The following is a 16,279-nucleotide window of genomic DNA, read 5'->3' on the forward strand; positions in this document are numbered from 1 at the left end:
ATCAGGAACGTCCTCATGCGTATTGCACACAACCTTATTCGCCGCGTTGCCATCGTCTCGTCGATCGCTTTGCTGGGCATCGCCGCCGGCTGTTCGAAACCTGCCGACAAGCCGGCTGCAACCACTGGCAATGCCGTGTCCACCCAAAGTCAGTCGGGCTCGAAACTGGGCGACCTGAGCGAGTTCCGCACCATCGCGGCGGACGTGACCGCCCTCGTCAGCAAGAATGACCTTCCCGGCGCCAAAGCCCGGATCAAGGACCTGGAAACCACCTGGGACTCGGCCGAAGCCGGGATCAAACCCCGCGCCGCCAGTGACTGGCATGTGCTGGACAAGGCCATCGACCACGCCCTGGACGCGCTGCGTGCCGGCACCCCGAACCAGGTCGATTGCAAGGCCGCCATGGACACGTTGATGCAAGCGTTTGACTCGATGAAGGCCAAGCCATAACCCCTCGGCGGACAAACCGCCCCATAGGTGCTTCACTACAGGCGCGACGGTCCACCCTCGCGCCTCTTTCATGCAGGAGCGCTTCATGCGGATATTGCTGGTTGAAGACGACCCGATGATTGGCGACGCAATCCAGCGCGCCCTCACCGACGCGAGCTACGCCGCCGACTGGGTCAAGAACGGCCTCACCGGCCTCGCCGCACTGGACACCCATGCCTACGACCTGGTGCTGCTGGATCTCGGCCTGCCCGGCAAGGACGGTCTCGACGTGCTGTCCAGTATTCGCGCGCGCAACAACCCTGTGCCCTTGGTGATCATCACCGCCCGGGACAGCCTCGACGACCGGTTGCGCGGCCTCGACGGCGGCGCTGACGACTATCTGCTCAAACCCTTCGACATGGCCGAACTGCTGGCGCGCATGCGCGCGGTGCTGCGGCGCAAGGGCGGCGCCGCGCTGCCCTTGCTGGGCAATGGCGTGGTCTCACTGGACTTGCTCTCCAAGGAAGCCAGCACCGACGAACACAGCGGCGTGGCCCTCTCCAGCCGCGAGTTCGCGCTATTGCAGGCCTTGTTGATCCGTCCGGGAGCAATCCTCTCGCGCAGCGAACTCGAAGACCGCCTGTATGGCTGGGGCAATGAGGTGGAAAGCAACGCCATCGAGTTTCTAATCCACGCCCTGCGGCGCAAGCTGGGCAGCCACGTCATCAAGAACGTCAGGGGCATGGGATGGATGGTTTCAAAAAACGTTTGACCGAGTCCGTCCAGCTCAGGCTTTCCGTGGCGCTGGCGCTGGCGATTCTGCTGGTAGCGGCACTCGCCAGCGTGTTCGCGTTCGTCTCGGCTTTCGATGAGGCCCACGAACTGCAGGACGATACCCTGCGCCAGGTCGCCGTGCTGTTCGACCGCCAGCACATGACCCTGCGCTACCCCGAAGGCCAAGGCATCGAAGGCGATGACGAAGAGTCTAGGGTGATCATTCAATACCTGGCCGATGGCAAGCATGCAGTGGCCGGCAACGATGAGGTGATACCGCTGCCGCTTCCCACGAGCCTGGCCGATGGCTTGTCCACGGTCGAGGTCGGCGGCGAAGCGTTTCGCGTGCTGGTCCGCACCACCGCACGCGGTGAGCGCATTGCCGTCGCCCAGGAAACCGGCGGCCGCGACAAGGACGCCCGCGAGAGCGCCTGGCGCAGCTTGTTGCCGTTCCTGATCCTGTTTCCGGTGTTGCTATTGGTGGTCAGCGACCTGGTGCGCAAACTGTTTCGCCCCATCGCCACCCTGGCGGCGGAAATCGACCAGCGAGCCGAACAGGAACTGCACCCGATTGATGAACAGCATTTGCCCACCGAGGTACGGCCATTTGTCGTCGCCATCAACCGCCTGCTCGAACGTGTTGCGCAGTCCATGGACAGCCAGCGGCGCTTTGTTGCCGACGCCGCCCATGAGCTGCGCTCGCCGATGACGGCGCTGTCGCTGCAAGCCGAGCGACTGTCGGCCAGCGAGATGCCAACCCAAGCCCGCGACCGCCTGCTGCCGTTGATTCGGGGCATTGAGCGCGGGCGCAAATTGATCGATCAGTTGCTGACCCTGGCCGCCGCGCAATCTGCCGCAAACCGGCCACAGGCGCCGGTCTCCGTACACACGGTGTATCGCCAGGTGCTGGAAGACCTGCTGCCATTGGCGGAACGCAAGCGCATCGATATCGGTGTGGAAAGTGTCGAGGACGTGCAGGTCATTATCAACGAGCTGGACCTGTTCACCCTGGTCAAGAACCTCGTGGACAACGCGATCCGCTATACCCCCGAAGGCGGGCGAGTGGATCTGTCGGTTGAGCAGGTGCAGGGCTTCGCGCGGTTGCAGGTCAAGGACACCGGGCCGGGAATCGCGGCCGATGAACAAGCGCGGGTGTTTGATCCGTTTTATCGCAGCCTGGGGACTGAAGAAGCCGGCTCGGGGCTCGGCCTTTCGATCGTCAAGGCGATCGCCGAGCGAACCGGAGCGCGGGTGCAATTGGGCTTCACCGATGAAATCAACAACACCGGGTTGTGTGTCACGGTGAGCCTTGCCTGTAAGCGCTAAGCCAGATGCTTCTGGAAAAAGTGGCGCGTGTGCCCTGGCGGGTAGTCGGCGATATGCCCGAACTCGCTGAAACCCAGCTTCCGGTAGAACCCGGGCGCCTGGAAGCTGAAGGTGTCCAGCCAGATCCCCGCGCAGCCCTTCTCTCGTGCCAGCGCCTCCGCCGCGCGCATCAGCCGCGACCCCATGCCTTGGGTGCGCAGCGATTCCGGCACGCTCAAGAGCTCAACGAACATCCAGCCATAGGAGATTTTCCCGTAGAGGCCGCCTACCACTTCCTCGCTCACGGGATCGCGCAACAACAACCCGAAGGTTTCGAACGGGTTCTCGCCGCATTGGCTGATGTTGTATTCCCGCAGCGGCTGGAGAATGGCCTGGCGCTCTTGCTCGGTAACCTCGAAAGATAACTCTATCGCCGATTCCATCTCGTTGGACTCCTGACAGTTTGAACACGGCTATGGTTGAAGACGGGCACGACCGCTTCTCTTCTGAACGAATCAGGAGAGTGCCCGGTAGTTTTGTCGGTGATATCCACCACGCAGCCACTCACGGGCACGGACTGGATGACTTGATAAATCGCGCCAACGGCAGGGATAAAACTGACCAGATTTGCGCAACTGCGAAGAGCGTTGGCACCCTCCTTGTTGGCGCCACCGCTGCTCATGACATTCACGTAGATCCAATTAGACATCACTGCCCACCGGTCGCCTGACGATACTGGCGCGGCGTAAACCCGGTCAACGCCTTGAATTGCCGGGTAAACGCACTATGGTCGGTGTACCCACACTGCAACGCCACGTCAGTGATCGGCAGCTCGGTATGCAGCAAGCGATGCGCATGCTCCAGGCGGACCTTCTGGATCATCTGGCGCGGCGTCAGGTGGAATACGCGCTTGCAGTAGCGCTCCAGCTGCGCCACTGAAATCCCGGCAATCCGCGTCAATTCACCCAGGGTGACACGCCGATTGAAATGCGCCCGGATGTGCTCGTCCACCGCCGCCAGCCGTTGATAAGCCGGGTGGGTTTCGCTGGCGGTTTGCAGGTCGACCGAGATGCCCGCCAGGCCGATAATCGCGCCGTCGCGGCTGTACAGCGGCCATTTGTGGGTCAGGCACCAACCCGGCTCGCGGGTGCCGTAGAGGTGCAATTCCAGCTGGTCTTCCAGCACAAATCCCTGCTCCAGCACCCGTCGATCCTGTTCGGTATAGCCGGGCCCCAACTGCGCGGGAAAGACCTCGGCACTGGTTTTCCCGAGCAACGGTTGCAAGTCCTTCAACCCGCACCGCTGCACCAGGGTGCGGTTGGCCAATACGTAGCGCGCCTGCACATCCTTGATAAAGATCGCGGCATTGGGAATCACGTCCAGCATCGGCAACAGCAGCCTGACGCCGGCCAGTAATTCTTCGATGGTGTGCGGACGGTCGGACTCGCGCCCTTGGCACAGGGTTGCGAACGCGCTCTGCATCATGACGCTTTCTCCTGCTTTCAGCGGATAGACCAGACGCCCGGCGGGCGGTGCCTGGCGAGCAGATTGCCCCATGGGCGCCTGCGTGTCGAGTGATCGAAACTGTGCTGATTTCGTCATCGCAGCTTGCGCAAAACATCAATCGCAGCGCCGTTGATGGGTTCACTGTATGGCCACTGCATGCCTATCCAATAACCCACAAGAAGGCGCCGCCATGTCAGCCCAAGGCAAGTTCAAGAAACAGCTTTCATTGATCGACCTCACCTTTATCGGACTGGGAGCGATCTTCGGTTCGGGCTGGCTGTTCGCGGCCAGTCACGTCTCTGCCATCGCCGGGCCGGCGGGGATTTTTTCCTGGTTGCTGGGCGGCTTCGCCGTGTTGCTGCTGGGCATTGTGTACTGCGAACTGGGGGCGGCCTTGCCCCGCGCCGGTGGCGTGGTGCGCTACCCGGTTTACTCCCACGGCCCGCTGCTGGGCTACCTGATGGGCTTTATCACGCTGATCGCGTTTTCAAGCCTGGTGGCGATTGAAGTGGTCGCCTCGCGCCAATACGCCGCGGCCTGGTTTCCCGAGTTGACGCAGGCGGGTTCCAGCAACCCCACCGTCCTCGGCTGGTTCGTGCAATTTGCGCTGCTCTCGCTATTTTTCGCCCTCAACTACCGCAGCGTGAAGACCTTCGCCATGGCCAATAACCTGGTCAGCGTGTTCAAGTTCATCGTGCCGCTGCTGGTGATCGGCGTGCTGTTCACCTTCTTCAAGCCAGAGAATTTCCATACCCAAGGCTTTGCGCCGTTCGGCCTGTCGGGCATTGAAATGGCCGTGTCTGCCGGCGGGGTGATTTTCGCGTACCTGGGCCTGACGCCGATCATCTCGGTGGCCAGCGAAGTGAAGAACCCGCAACGCACCATTCCGATTGCGCTGATTCTGTCGGTGCTGCTCTCCACCGCGATCTACGTACTGTTGCAGACCGCATTCCTCGGCGGCATTCCCACCGAAATGCTCGCCAACGGCTGGGCCGGCGTCGCCAAGGAACTGGCCCTGCCATACCGCGACATCGCCCTCGCCCTGGGTGTGGGCTGGCTGGCTTACCTCGTCGTGGCCGACGCGGTGATCTCCCCCAGCGGTTGCGGCAACATCTACATGAACGCCACGCCACGGGTGATCTACGGCTGGGCGCAAACCGGGACCTTCTTCAAAATCTTCACGCGCATTGATGAAAAGTCCGGCATCCCGCGCCCGGCGCTGTGGCTGACCTTTGGCCTGTCGGTGTTCTGGACCCTGCCCTTCCCGTCATGGGAAGCGCTGATCAACGTGGTGTCCGCCGCACTGGTGCTGAGCTACGCCGTGGCGCCAGTGTCCGTGGCTGCACTGCGCCGCAATGCGCCCGACCTGCCGCGCCCGTTCCGGGTCAAGTGGATGGGTTTGCTCGGCCCACTGTCGTTCATCATCGCCGCGCTGATCGTCTACTGGTCGGGCTGGAGCACCGTGTCGTGGCTGCTCGGCCTGCAGATCCTGATGTTTGTGGTGTACCTGCTGTGCGGCCGTTTTGTGCCGACCCTGCACCTGAGCCTGGGCCGCCAGGTTCGCTCCTCCGCCTGGCTGATCGGCTTCTATGCCGTGACCATCATCCTGTCGAAGCTCGGCAGCTTTGGTGGCCTGGGCATCCTCAGCCATCCATTCGACACCCTGGTCGTCGCCGCTTGCGCGCTGGGTATTTATTACTGGGGCGCGGCCACCGGCGTGCCGGCGCATCTGGTTCGCCTGGAAACCGAAGATGACGAAAGTGAAGCCCCTGAGCCCGACATCGGCCGCGTGCAGCTGGCTTCCTGAGCCTCAGCCAACCACTGAATGGATTGTTCTATGAAACGAGTTCACATCATTGATTCCCACACTGGCGGCGAACCCACGCGCCTGGTGATGACAGGTTTTCCCGAGTTGGCCGGCGAGACCATTGCCGACAAGCTCGACAACCTGCGCACTCACCATGACCAATGGCGCAGAGCGTGCCTGCTGGAGCCCCGTGGCAACGATGTACTGGTGGGCGCGCTGTATTGCGCGCCGGTCTCGGCCGATGCCACCTGCGGCGTGATTTTCTTCAACAACGCCGGCTACCTCGGCATGTGTGGCCACGGCACCATCGGCCTGGTTGCCTCGCTGCATCACTTGGGGCAGATCGCGCCGGGGGTGCACAAGATAGACACGCCGGTCGGCCCGGTCAGCGCCACGTTGCACGCCGACGGCGCGGTGACGTTGCGCAATGTGCCCGCCTACCGCTATCGCCAGCAGGTGCCAGTGGACGTACCCGGGCATGGCCGGGTCTACGGCGATATCGCCTGGGGCGGCAACTGGTTTTTCCTGGTTTCCGAACACGGGCAGGCGCTGCAAATGGACAACGTCGAGGCCCTGACCGATTACACCTGGGCGATGCTCAAGGCCCTCGAAGCCCAGGGCATCCACGGTGAAGACGGCGCGCTGATCGACCATATCGAACTGTTCGCCGACGACGCCCAGGCCGACAGCCGCAACTTCGTCATGTGCCCGGGCAAAGCCTACGACCGCTCGCCCTGCGGCACCGGCACCAGCGCCAAGCTGGCGTGCCTGGCGGCCGACGGCAAACTCGCCGCCGGTGAACCGTGGATACAAGCCAGCATCACCGGCAGCCAATTCGAAGGCAGCTATGAATGGGAAGGCGAGCGTGTACGCCCTTCCATCACCGGCCGCGCCTACATGACCGCCGACAGCACCTTGCTGATCGACGAACAGGATCCCTTCGCGTGGGGCATCTGAACCGCCCCCGCCCCTTCAATCAAACTGGAGCTGAAACAATGAACACCAATATCTTCACCGGTTGCATCCCCGCCCTGATGACCCCGTGCACCGCCCAGCGCAAACCGGACTTTGACGCCCTGGTCGCCAAGGGCCGCGAACTGATCGATATCGGCATGAGCGCGGTGGTGTACTGCGGCTCCATGGGCGACTGGCCGTTGCTGACGGAAGCCGAGCGCCAGGAAGGCGTGGCGCGCCTGGTGGCTGCCGGGGTACCGACCATCGTCGGCACCGGCGCGGTCAACAGCCGTGAAGCGGTGGCCCATGCGGCGCATGCGGCGAAGGTCGGTGCCCACGGCTTGATGGTCATCCCGCGCGTTTTGTCCCGTGGCGCCTCGGCGACGGCGCAGAAGGATCACTTCGCGGCCATCCTCAAGGCAGCGCCGAACCTGCCGGCGGTGATCTACAACAGCCCTTACTACGGCTTCGCCACCCGCGCCGACCTGTTCTTTGAGCTGCGTCGCGAGTACCCGAACCTGATCGGTTTCAAGGAATTCGGCGGTGCTGCAGACCTGCGTTACGCGGCCGAACACATCACCTCCAAAGATGATGCGGTGACCTTGATGGTGGGCGTGGATACCCAGGTGGTCCACGGTTTCGTCAACTGCAACGCCACCGGCGCGATCACCGGCATCGGCAACGCGCTGCCACGGGAAGTCCTGCAATTGGTGGCCCTGAGCAAGAAAGCCGCCAAGGGCGACGCCACCGCACGCCGCCAGGCGCGTGAATTGGAGTCGGCACTGGCGGTGTTGTCGTCCTTTGACGAAGGCTGCGACCTGGTGCTGTTCTACAAGCATCTGATGGTGCTCAACGGCGACAAGGAATACACCCTGCACTTCAACGAGACCGATGCCCTGAGCGATGCCCAGCGTCGTTATGCCGAGAACCAGTACGGGCTGTTCCGCCAGTGGTATGCCAACTGGTCGGCTGAGCAAAACGTCGTTTAACACTACTCAAGGCAGCAAAGATCAAATGTGGGAGCTGTCGAGCCCCAGCGAGGCTGCGATGGGATCACCGCGCTGTACCTGCCAGACCGCAGCGCCTGCATCGCAGCCTCGCTCGGGCTCGACAGCTCCCACAGTGGATTCTCTTTGCCAAGCCCATCTTTACTTTCAGGACTACGCCATGACTCTGACGGGCACCATGCTGATTGGTCAGCATTCCATTCCAGGCAGCCGCGAGGCAATCCGGGCGATCAATCCTGCCACCGACACTGCACTGGAACCCGCCTACGCCGGCGGCACCACCGAGCATGTGGAACAAGCCTGCGCGTTGGCATGGAGTGCCTTCGATACCTACCGCGAAACGCCATTGGCGGCTCGCGCCGAATTCCTTGAAACCATCGCCAATGAACTCGAAGCCCTGGGCGATGAGCTGATTGAACGGGCGATGGCCGAAACCGGCCTGCCCCGCCCACGCATCCAGGGCGAGCGCGGGCGCACCTGTCACCAACTGCGCACCTTCGCCCGCACCGTGCGCGCGGGTGAATGGCTGGATGTGCGGGTTGATACCGCGCAGCCTGATCGCCAGCCCCTGCCCCGCTCGGACCTGCGCCAACGCCAGGTGCCGCTGGGGCCGGTGGCGGTGTTCGGTGCGAGTAATTTTCCGCTGGCATTCTCGGTGGCCGGCGGTGATACCGCCTCGGCACTGGCGGCCGGTTGCCCGGTAATCGTGAAGGCTCACGGAGCGCATCCTGGCACCAGCGAACTGGTGGGTCGCGCAGTGGCCAAGGCCGTTCAGCAATGTGGCTTGCCTGACGGTGTGTTTTCGCTGTTATACGGCTCGGGACGCGAAGTGGGTATTGCGCTGGTCTGTGACCCACGTATCAAGGCCGTGGGTTTCACCGGTTCGCGCAGCGGCGGCATCGCCTTGTGCCAAGCGGCCCAGGCGCGTCCCGAGCCGATTCCGGTATATGCGGAGATGAGTTCGATCAATCCGGTCTACCTGTTTCCCGCCGCGTTGAGCGCACGCGGTGAAGCTTTGGCCCAGGGATTTGTCGCATCCCTGACCCAAGGCGCCGGCCAGTTCTGCACCAATCCCGGACTGGTGATTGCTGTTGCGGGGCAGGCGCTGGACCACTTCATCGACAGCGCTGCCAATCTGCTTCAGGGCAGCGCTGCCCAGGTCATGCTTACACCGGGGATCTTCAAGGCTTATGAAGACGGCATCAGCGTGCTGGCGAAGCAGGCTCATGTCGCGGGCAAAGGGTTGGCGGCGCAAGGCCCGAACCAAGGCCAGGCCCACCTGTTTGTGACCCACGCAAAAGATTTTCTCGCGAACCACGGCCTGCAGGCCGAGATCTTCGGCGCCGCCTCCTTGATCGTGCAATGTGCCAACGCCGATGAAGTCCGCCAGGTCAGCGAACACCTGGAAGGCCAGTTGACCGCCACCCTGCATCTGGATGGCGACGATCTGGACGCCGCCCGCGCATTGCTGCCGACCCTGGAACGCAAGGCCGGTCGCTTGCTGGTGAATGGCTGGCCGACCGGCGTGGAAGTCTGTGATGCAATGGTGCATGGCGGGCCCTTCCCGGCCACCTCGGACTCGCGCACCACCTCGGTGGGCACCGCCGCCATCCTGCGATTCCTGCGGCCGGTGTGCTATCAGGATTTCCCGGACGGCTTGCTGCCGACGGCACTGCAACATGGCAATCCATTGTTGTTGCGGCGCTTGCTCGACGGTCAGAGAGAAGCCTAGGCCATGAGCGATAACGTCATTCCAGACATCGCCGTGGTCGGGGCCGGCATCATCGGTGTCGCCTGCGCGCTGCAACTGGCACGCCAGGGGCGGCGAGTGGTGGTCATCGACCAACAGCAACCCGGCCACGGTGCCTCGTTCGGCAACGCCGGGCACCTGGCAACCGAGCAAGTGTTTCCCATCGCGGATTCGTCGATCCTTACACGCTTGCCAGCCATGCTCATGGACCCGATGGGCCCGCTGCGCCTGGACTGGAAATACCTGCCACGTGCGCTGCCGTGGTTTACCCGACTGCTGTTGAACCTGCGCCCGGCGGCCTTCCAGCGCACCGTCGCCGGGATCCGTGCCCTCAACGAAAGTAGCCTGGGCGCCTGGCACCGGCTGCTGGAAAGCATCAATCGTCCCGGGCTGATGCGCGAAGACGGCTCGTTGCTGATCTTCGAGCGCCCCGACTCCCGTCAGGCCATCGACGCCTTGCAGGCACGCATGCGCCAGCAAGCAGTGCCGGTGGATTACTGGCAGGCCAGTGCGGTACAGAAGGTAGCGCCGCAACTCAGCGAAGGAATTCAGGGCGGGTTGTTCTTTCCCCGCACCGGGCATTTTCTCGACCCCTACCGGGTGGTGTGTGAACTGGTGGAAGCGGCCAAGGCCTGCGGGGTGCAATTTCTCAAGCACTCGGTTTTGGGTGGGAAGCTGGATGAGCACGGTGTTTCGCTGAGGACCGACCAAGGCGCGGTCGCGGCGCGTCAGGTGTTGATCGCCTGCGGTGCGCATTCGGCCAAATTGACCGCCGAACTGACCGGTAAAAAGGTCCCGCTGGATACAGAGCGCGGTTATCACTTGATGCTACCCAATGAGCAAGGGCGGCTACCGTTCGCCGTCACGTCACTGGAGCGCAAGTTCATCATGACGCCCATGGATGGAGGATTGCGGCTGGCAGGTACCGTCGAGTTTGCAGGCCTTGATCGCCCGCCGAACATGGAGCGCGCGTGGCAGTTGCACCGGCTGAGTCAGGGGCTGTTTCGTCGTGATTTGAGTGCCGAAGATGCGACGCCGTGGATGGGGTTTCGCCCCTCCCTGCCGGACTCGCTGCCCATCATCGACAAGGTGTGCGATGGCAAGGTCTTGCTTGCGTTTGGGCACCAGCATCTGGGGCTGACGCAGGCGGCGGTGACGGCGGAGTTGATTGCACAGCTGGCAACGTCTGCGCCCAACGAGTTGCTGGCACTTGAGCCCTATCGGTTAGACCGTTTCTGAGGTCATAAGAAACGTCTTGCTACTGTTTCGCACTATCGGCGATACAAGGCAGGTCATTATCGTGCATGACCTTACGGTTACGCTCCGCTGAGAACCTGTCTTGAACAAAAAACCTTATATGCAGCCCCGCAAAACGCTCTGGAGCGTTGCTGGCGGCATCCTCGCCTTTTTGCTCTGCACGAGCGCCATCGCAGAACCGGGCATGCCGCTGGGCCAGAAATCATTCGAAGCGTACCGTCTCGATACTTTGCAATGGCTGCGGGACCATCGCGACTTCCAGGGCACCGACAGGGAAGCCGAACTCAACTGGAACGCACCACAAGAATGGCGCCCCGTAGGCGCCCCTAAGCGCGGGATCATTCTGGTGCACGGCCTCGGCGACTCACCCTGGTCCTTCCACGATATCGGCAGCGCACTGGCTGCCCGCGGCTTCCTGGTAAGGACCGTGCTGCTGCCCGGCCACGGCACACAACCGGCCGACATGCTGCAAGTACGTATGGAAGACTGGCGCCGGGTGGTGGACGAACAGGCCGCGATCCTTCGCGCAGAAGTGGGCGAGATTTACCTCGGTGGCTTCTCCACCGGTGCCAACCTGGTCCTCGACTACGCCTACAAACACGACGACGTCGCCGGGCTGCTGCTGTTCTCCCCCGCCTTCCAGTCCAGCATGACCTACGACTGGCTGCCCCCCCTGATCAGTTGGGCACGCCCGTGGCTGCTGGCGCCAGACGCAAGCCGGCCACAACAGAGCCTGGTGCGCTACATGACCGTCCCCACCAATGGCTTCGCCCAGTTCTACCGCAGCAGCCGAGTGGCTCGCCAGGACCTGGAGCGTCGTCCCTACGCCAAACCGGTGTTCATTGCCGTCGCAGCCCACGACTCAGTGCTCGATACGAACTATGTGCTGGAGACCTTCCAGCAACGCTTCAGTAATCCCTACAGCCGCTTGGCCTGGTACGGAACACTGCCGGAGAGCGCCTGGGACACACAGCGGATAAAAGCGCGCACCGACTACGTGCCGGAACTGCGGATCAGCCAGTTCTCACACATGGGGTTGTTGTTCTCACCCGACAACGCGCTCTACGGCGAACAGGGCAGCCTGCGGTTTTGCTGGAACGGCCAGACGGAAGACGCCACCCGCGCCTGCGAACAGGGGTCAGAGGTGTGGTATTCGGACTGGGGTTATCGCGAGCCGGGCAAGATGCACGCGCGGTTGACGTTCAATCCGTACTTCAACTGGCAGCTTGGGCTGATTGATGAGGTGCTGGGTAACCTGGCTCTGGCGGGTGAAAACGTTGGGCGCTGAAACCCTTTCACATTCCTTTCACAGATGAACACCTATGGTTTGCCTGCTCCTGGTGAAACTCTAAAGCCCGCGCCCCCATCGCGGGCTTTTCTTTGCCTGTGATTCCAGTCAGGCAGCGACGAGGCGGTACGTCTTCATAAATGGCATGCAACGGCGTTACCCTGACTGCTTTCCGCTCAGGCTAAGGATCAGCGCCAACATGCAAATTCAAAAACCTCCAGCCGTGGACCATCTGGATATCTCCCTGCGACAACTGGAGCGATCAGATATACCTGCGTGGTATGCCTACCTTTCACAAAGAGAAGTCATTCAACACACAAGCTGGGACCTGAAAAACGAGAATGACCTTTTGCCATTATTTGACGAACTGGACTCGACCCGTCCTTCTTCAAACAGGCGCCTGGCCATCACTCATGGGGCAAACCGCGAACTCATCGGCACAATCGGGTTCCACACGATCTCCGACAAGAACCGAAGCGCGGAGATAGCCTATGACCTCTCACCTGCTTACTGGGGCAAAGGCATTGCCAGTGCAGTTTGCGCTGCGATAACTCAGTGGGCATTCCTGGAATATGGTTTTGTGCGGGTACAAGGCACCGTTCTCGTGACGAACCCTCGCTCGGCCAACGTCCTGAAAAAATGCGGGTTTCAGTACGAAGGAACGCTGAGGTCATTCCGTATGGTGCGTGGCAGCCCCGGGGACTTTGAGATGTACGCGCTGTTGGATACCGACCGAACCTGAGAGGTTTGCCTGGCTTTTCCTAGCGACACACCCAAACGACAGACAACAAAAAAGGGCCCACCTTTCGGTGAGCCCTTCTAGACCGCCCAGCAGAGCGGATTTTGTTTGGTAGGCGCGATTGGACTCGAACCAACGACCCCCACCATGTCAAGGTGACCACGAAACATCAGTAACCTTTTGATCTATAATGGAAAATACACCATTTCGGAAGCTGCCAAAGTCCACGTTTCACCCTATAAGAATCAATAACTTAGCGTTGTATATTCCTACAGTATCTCCCCCTTCCCCGGCGTCCTGCCGACCGAACACCAACCCAAAACCCCTACAGCTCGTCGCCTCAAATCGCACAACCTTCAAACCTCGATTACTGTATGCGCATACAGCATTCGGAAGCACACCCCATGAACATCGATGAAGACACCTGCGAGTGGCTTGGATGCCCTACGCCCCTGGAAATGTACAAGCACCATGCGGCCATGCTCGAGGATGAGATAAACGACCTTCAGAGGCACCTGGCCAAGGCTCGGGCAAATATTGCCGGGCTGGTGCAGATGAATGACACGCTGCTCATAGCCAAGGCTCGTGCCGAAAGATCTCTCAAGGACGCCCGGGAACGCTTATCAGGGGTTCATCAGGAGCCTCCTGAGACAGGAAACTTTCGCCCCATCGACCTGGTTGCTGGGCAGCGCGATCACCTGCTCAGGGAGAATCAGCGGTTACTGCTGGAGTTGAGCGTACTCAGGGGGCCACAGCCCTGACGTACGCCTGGCATGCCCGTAGCGCGATCAATCCTTGGTCGCCGGTGTCGGTGATGGCGATAATTCGTTGAGCATGCGCCGGGTCAAGTTGGGCTCGACGGGCTGCATGAACCACGCCGACGGCGCCGGGGGTGGCAGGCACGTAGCAGCCACTGGCTGAATCCGTGGCGTCGAGAAGGACTGACAACCGCACATCAGCAGTAGCAAGGCGGTCACGCAGCAGAGCCTGGTTGCGCTGGGCATCGGATAATTCCTTGGTGTGTTGTTGATCGGCAGCGGCCAGTTGCTGTTCGGTGGCCAGGCGCTTGTCTTGTTCGGCACGGGCCTGGGCGGTCGCGGCATTGCCGATCGCGTCGAGGTCCGTCTGGAACTGACCAGCCTGCTTTGCCAGCTTCCCGTCATACCGCCAGTCCTGCACCTGCCAGGCGGCGCCGAAGCTCACGGCCATGGCCAGCAGGATCAGCACCGCCAGGCTGGCCATCTTCTGTACCGGCGTCATGCCAGCACCTTCAGCGCCTTGTCGTACAGGGCTTGTCGGTCGGCCTGACCTGTGAGCCCACCATTGATGCGCCGCGTGATCTTCGTGAACTCACCCTGATCTGCCAGCGTGTTGAGCCCCTTGGTAGACCAGAACCAGGCGGCCGACATCGCCGCGTGTTGGGGCAGCTCGAGCAGGTCCGGATTGTTGATCAGGTCCAGGCCCAGGGCTTCCCCGCATGCAGCATAGTTGGCCCGGCCGGTGATCTGGATCAGGCCACGGCCACGGTACTTGAAGCCATCGCCATTGGCCTTGTTGCCCAGGTCGGCGCGCCCTTCGTAGCGGGCCTGCTGCGCCGTGGGGCCCCACAACTCTTTCAGCCAGCGGAACTGTCCCGACTCATGCCCGATCTGGGCGATGAACGCAGCAATGCGCAGCCGCGTGACGATTGCGTACTTGGCCATGGCCGTATTCAGTACAGGAACAAAAACGCCAGCTTGGCGGCCGGCGTTCGGGAGGATCTGCAGCAGCTGCTGCTCAGTGATTGGCATGGCTTTCTCCAGGCAATAAAAAACCCGCTCAAGGCGGGCATCGGTGTTTGGGCTGAGATCAGCCGTCAGCGGGCAAGACTGGCTGCTGCTCGGGTACCGGCATCTCCACGGCCAGCGAGTCCGGCACCAGGATGTGCAGGGTGATCATGTGTTTCAGGTCGTACGGCTGGCCGTCCTTGGTCACTGTCACGGTCAGGAGGCCGTCCGCGAAGTCCGTCTCCACGTCAGCCCGACCGTCCACCTGGTTCACTGTGTAACCCCATCCGTCGTCGATAGGTGGGAACGGGACCATGCCAAGGCAGCCGGTGATTTGGTATACCCCCTTCGAAAGTCGCGCCGAAGTTACAGCGGTGTCGCCCTGGGTGACGAAGTCGTACGTCGCACCGGTTGCGCCGAGAACGTTGATTGCTGCTCTTGTCATGATCAGATCGCCTTCAAGGTGCCGTCAGCGGCACGGGTGGTGTTGCCGTCGTGGTAGATCTTGCGCCATGGATCTGGCGCGCCACTACCTGCGACGGTTCGAAACATCAGATTCATGCTGCCGGTCGACAGAACTTGTCCAACCAAGTCCATAGCGCAGTTCTGGAATGGAAACTGCGCACGCATACCTGCCCAATACACGCCGGTAGAAGGTGCGTTGGTTGTGTTGTCCCCATAGGCAACGAAGTGGCTACCAACTTCTGCAAAGGCCGAATTGCCGACCATTGCCGCAGGGGCGCCGACATCCTGAATATTTCCTACTGCTATACCAACGTTTCGGTTTGAAGCCGTGCCCAACAACGCATTGCGGGCATACAGCTCAGTCGTCATTGCGTTAATTTTAACGCCAGTGGTTCGAGTGGTGTCTCCGCCTGCACCAGTTGGCGCTGTTCCCAGGTTAATTTCTTGTCTTGCCATTATTAAATACTCTCTGCGTTTTCAAATGACTGGCTTTGCAAAAACTACCGGCACAAACAAAGACGTGACGTTTGATACACCAACGGTAAACATCACAATCCGATTATTCGCATAGTCCCAAGTGCAATAAAGCTTCGCTGTGCGAATATTCGCCCCACTTACATCCATGCCGATATTATTTATCATCATGTAGTCGCCTGTATTTAAAGGCGAGGTTGCGGAAAAATTAATCTGTGTTGTGCCCTGTCCCGTTGAACTTGAACCTATGAACGTCCAGCTCGAAATGGTTCGGGTGAACTGCGCGCAAGGTGTGCCGCTGTCAAACAGAAGTTTGGAGCTGCCATCCCAGAGGCGGAAGCCGTATTTTGCTGTCGGCTGCGATAAAAACGCCGCGGCGAAGTATTTGCCAGCCCCTCCCCCTACAAACGAAAATCCAGTCCAGTTGCCTGCGCTTCCGTTGATCCTCGCATAGCTCAGTGTGAAAGAGCCGTTTGGTCGGATGAATACAAGCGGCGGTTCCTGAGAAGTAATAGGGGTCGGAAAATTGATCGGCCCGCTATAGTCGCCCCGATGGAGCACGACCAAGCGGGAAAACTCAGAATCCAAAACAACAGTATTCTCGTTGTTTGTGAACTGCATTCCATAGCCCATTACTTGTACCTCATAACCAACAATCTTTGGGTCGCAAGTGCGGGAGCAGGAGACGCACTACCTGCAATGTTTCTGTTTATAAACCACACCCGTACAAGTCCAGTTAAAACCTCTGGTTCCTGTTG

The 16,279-nt window shown here is 61.0% G+C and carries 18 protein-coding genes; 11 read left to right on the forward strand and 7 right to left on the reverse strand.

Translation table 11 applies throughout. The features are described from left to right. Positions 1 to 15 precede the first annotated feature (15 nt). The 3 genes from BLU46_RS04710 (at position 16) to BLU46_RS04720 (ending at position 2,529) form a co-directional block, all read left to right on the forward strand. Positions 16 to 450 carry a hypothetical protein gene (locus BLU46_RS04710; protein WP_093199101.1) on the forward strand — a complete coding sequence of 145 codons (435 nt, stop codon included), beginning with the start codon at positions 16 to 18 and terminating at the stop codon, positions 448 to 450. An 85-nt stretch (positions 451 to 535) separates the two neighbouring features. Then, a complete protein-coding gene (locus tag BLU46_RS04715) occupies positions 536 to 1,201 on the forward strand; it encodes a response regulator transcription factor (protein ID WP_063031701.1) in 666 nt (221 codons plus the stop codon). Further along, on the forward strand, positions 1,177 to 2,529 hold the full coding sequence (locus BLU46_RS04720) for an ATP-binding protein (protein WP_063031702.1): 1,353 nt from the start codon (positions 1,177 to 1,179) through the stop codon (positions 2,527 to 2,529). The genes BLU46_RS04715 and BLU46_RS04720 overlap by 25 nt, the downstream gene beginning before the upstream one ends. Here BLU46_RS04720 and BLU46_RS04725 read toward each other — a convergent pair. Beyond that, on the reverse strand, positions 2,526 to 2,951 hold the full coding sequence (locus BLU46_RS04725; protein ID WP_063031704.1) for a GNAT family N-acetyltransferase: 426 nt from the start codon (positions 2,949 to 2,951) through the stop codon (positions 2,526 to 2,528). The genes BLU46_RS04720 and BLU46_RS04725 overlap by 4 nt on opposite strands. A gap of 265 nt (positions 2,952 to 3,216) precedes the next feature. Continuing rightward, positions 3,217 to 3,993 (reverse strand): AraC family transcriptional regulator, encoded by a 777-nt coding sequence (locus BLU46_RS04730; RefSeq protein WP_172834516.1) that lies wholly within the window; start codon positions 3,991 to 3,993, stop codon positions 3,217 to 3,219. A gap of 211 nt (positions 3,994 to 4,204) precedes the next feature. Between BLU46_RS04730 and BLU46_RS04735 the strand changes: the two genes are divergently transcribed. The 8 genes from BLU46_RS04735 (at position 4,205) to BLU46_RS04770 (ending at position 13,577) form a co-directional block, all read left to right on the forward strand. Beyond that, on the forward strand, positions 4,205 to 5,821 hold the full coding sequence (locus tag BLU46_RS04735) for an APC family permease (protein WP_063031706.1): 1,617 nt from the start codon (positions 4,205 to 4,207) through the stop codon (positions 5,819 to 5,821). A gap of 30 nt (positions 5,822 to 5,851) precedes the next feature. Next, positions 5,852 to 6,778, forward strand: coding sequence for a 4-hydroxyproline epimerase (locus BLU46_RS04740; protein WP_093199105.1), 927 nt, complete (start codon positions 5,852 to 5,854; stop codon positions 6,776 to 6,778). Positions 6,779 to 6,816: 38 nt separating this feature from the next. After that, the gene (locus tag BLU46_RS04745; protein WP_093199109.1) at positions 6,817 to 7,764 is read left to right on the forward strand and encodes a dihydrodipicolinate synthase family protein; all 948 of its coding nucleotides are present in this window, start codon (positions 6,817 to 6,819) and stop codon (positions 7,762 to 7,764) included. A 178-nt stretch (positions 7,765 to 7,942) separates the two neighbouring features. Further along, positions 7,943 to 9,514, forward strand: coding sequence for an aldehyde dehydrogenase (NADP(+)) (locus tag BLU46_RS04750; protein ID WP_093199112.1), 1,572 nt, complete (start codon positions 7,943 to 7,945; stop codon positions 9,512 to 9,514). A 3-nt stretch (positions 9,515 to 9,517) separates the two neighbouring features. Further along, entirely contained in the window at positions 9,518 to 10,771 is a 1,254-nt protein-coding gene (locus BLU46_RS04755; protein ID WP_093199116.1) for an NAD(P)/FAD-dependent oxidoreductase, read from the forward strand. 202 nt (positions 10,772 to 10,973) lie between these two features. Further along, positions 10,974 to 12,077, forward strand: a complete 1,104-nt coding sequence (locus BLU46_RS04760; RefSeq protein ID WP_093210123.1) for an alpha/beta hydrolase — start codon at positions 10,974 to 10,976, stop codon at positions 12,075 to 12,077. 199 nt (positions 12,078 to 12,276) lie between these two features. Next, positions 12,277 to 12,819, forward strand: coding sequence for a GNAT family N-acetyltransferase (locus BLU46_RS04765; RefSeq protein WP_063031716.1), 543 nt, complete (start codon positions 12,277 to 12,279; stop codon positions 12,817 to 12,819). A 401-nt stretch (positions 12,820 to 13,220) separates the two neighbouring features. Beyond that, a complete protein-coding gene (locus BLU46_RS04770; RefSeq protein WP_093199119.1) occupies positions 13,221 to 13,577 on the forward strand; it encodes a hypothetical protein in 357 nt (118 codons plus the stop codon). Here BLU46_RS04770 and BLU46_RS04775 read toward each other — a convergent pair. The 5 genes from BLU46_RS04775 to BLU46_RS04795 are packed head-to-tail and all read right to left on the reverse strand — an operon-like array spanning position 13,558 to position 16,154. Continuing rightward, positions 13,558 to 14,076 carry a lysis system i-spanin subunit Rz gene (locus BLU46_RS04775; protein ID WP_093199122.1) on the reverse strand — a complete coding sequence of 173 codons (519 nt, stop codon included), beginning with the start codon at positions 14,074 to 14,076 and terminating at the stop codon, positions 13,558 to 13,560. The genes BLU46_RS04770 and BLU46_RS04775 overlap by 20 nt on opposite strands. Then, positions 14,073 to 14,606: a glycoside hydrolase family 19 protein gene (locus BLU46_RS04780; RefSeq protein WP_093199128.1), complete on the reverse strand. Its 534-nt coding sequence runs from the start codon at positions 14,604 to 14,606 to the stop codon at positions 14,073 to 14,075. Before BLU46_RS04780 ends, BLU46_RS04775 begins: the two co-directional genes overlap by 4 nt. A gap of 58 nt (positions 14,607 to 14,664) precedes the next feature. Continuing rightward, the gene (locus tag BLU46_RS04785) at positions 14,665 to 15,027 is read right to left on the reverse strand and encodes a hypothetical protein (protein WP_093199133.1); all 363 of its coding nucleotides are present in this window, start codon (positions 15,025 to 15,027) and stop codon (positions 14,665 to 14,667) included. A gap of 2 nt (positions 15,028 to 15,029) precedes the next feature. Continuing rightward, positions 15,030 to 15,503 (reverse strand): hypothetical protein, encoded by a 474-nt coding sequence (locus BLU46_RS32770; protein ID WP_157721264.1) that lies wholly within the window; start codon positions 15,501 to 15,503, stop codon positions 15,030 to 15,032. A gap of 21 nt (positions 15,504 to 15,524) precedes the next feature. Continuing rightward, positions 15,525 to 16,154 carry a hypothetical protein gene (locus tag BLU46_RS04795; RefSeq protein ID WP_093199139.1) on the reverse strand — a complete coding sequence of 210 codons (630 nt, stop codon included), beginning with the start codon at positions 16,152 to 16,154 and terminating at the stop codon, positions 15,525 to 15,527. Positions 16,155 to 16,279 lie beyond the last annotated feature (125 nt).

The sequence above is a fragment of the Pseudomonas yamanorum genome, assembly GCF_900105735.1.
GTDB lineage: Bacteria > Pseudomonadota > Gammaproteobacteria > Pseudomonadales > Pseudomonadaceae > Aquipseudomonas > Aquipseudomonas yamanorum.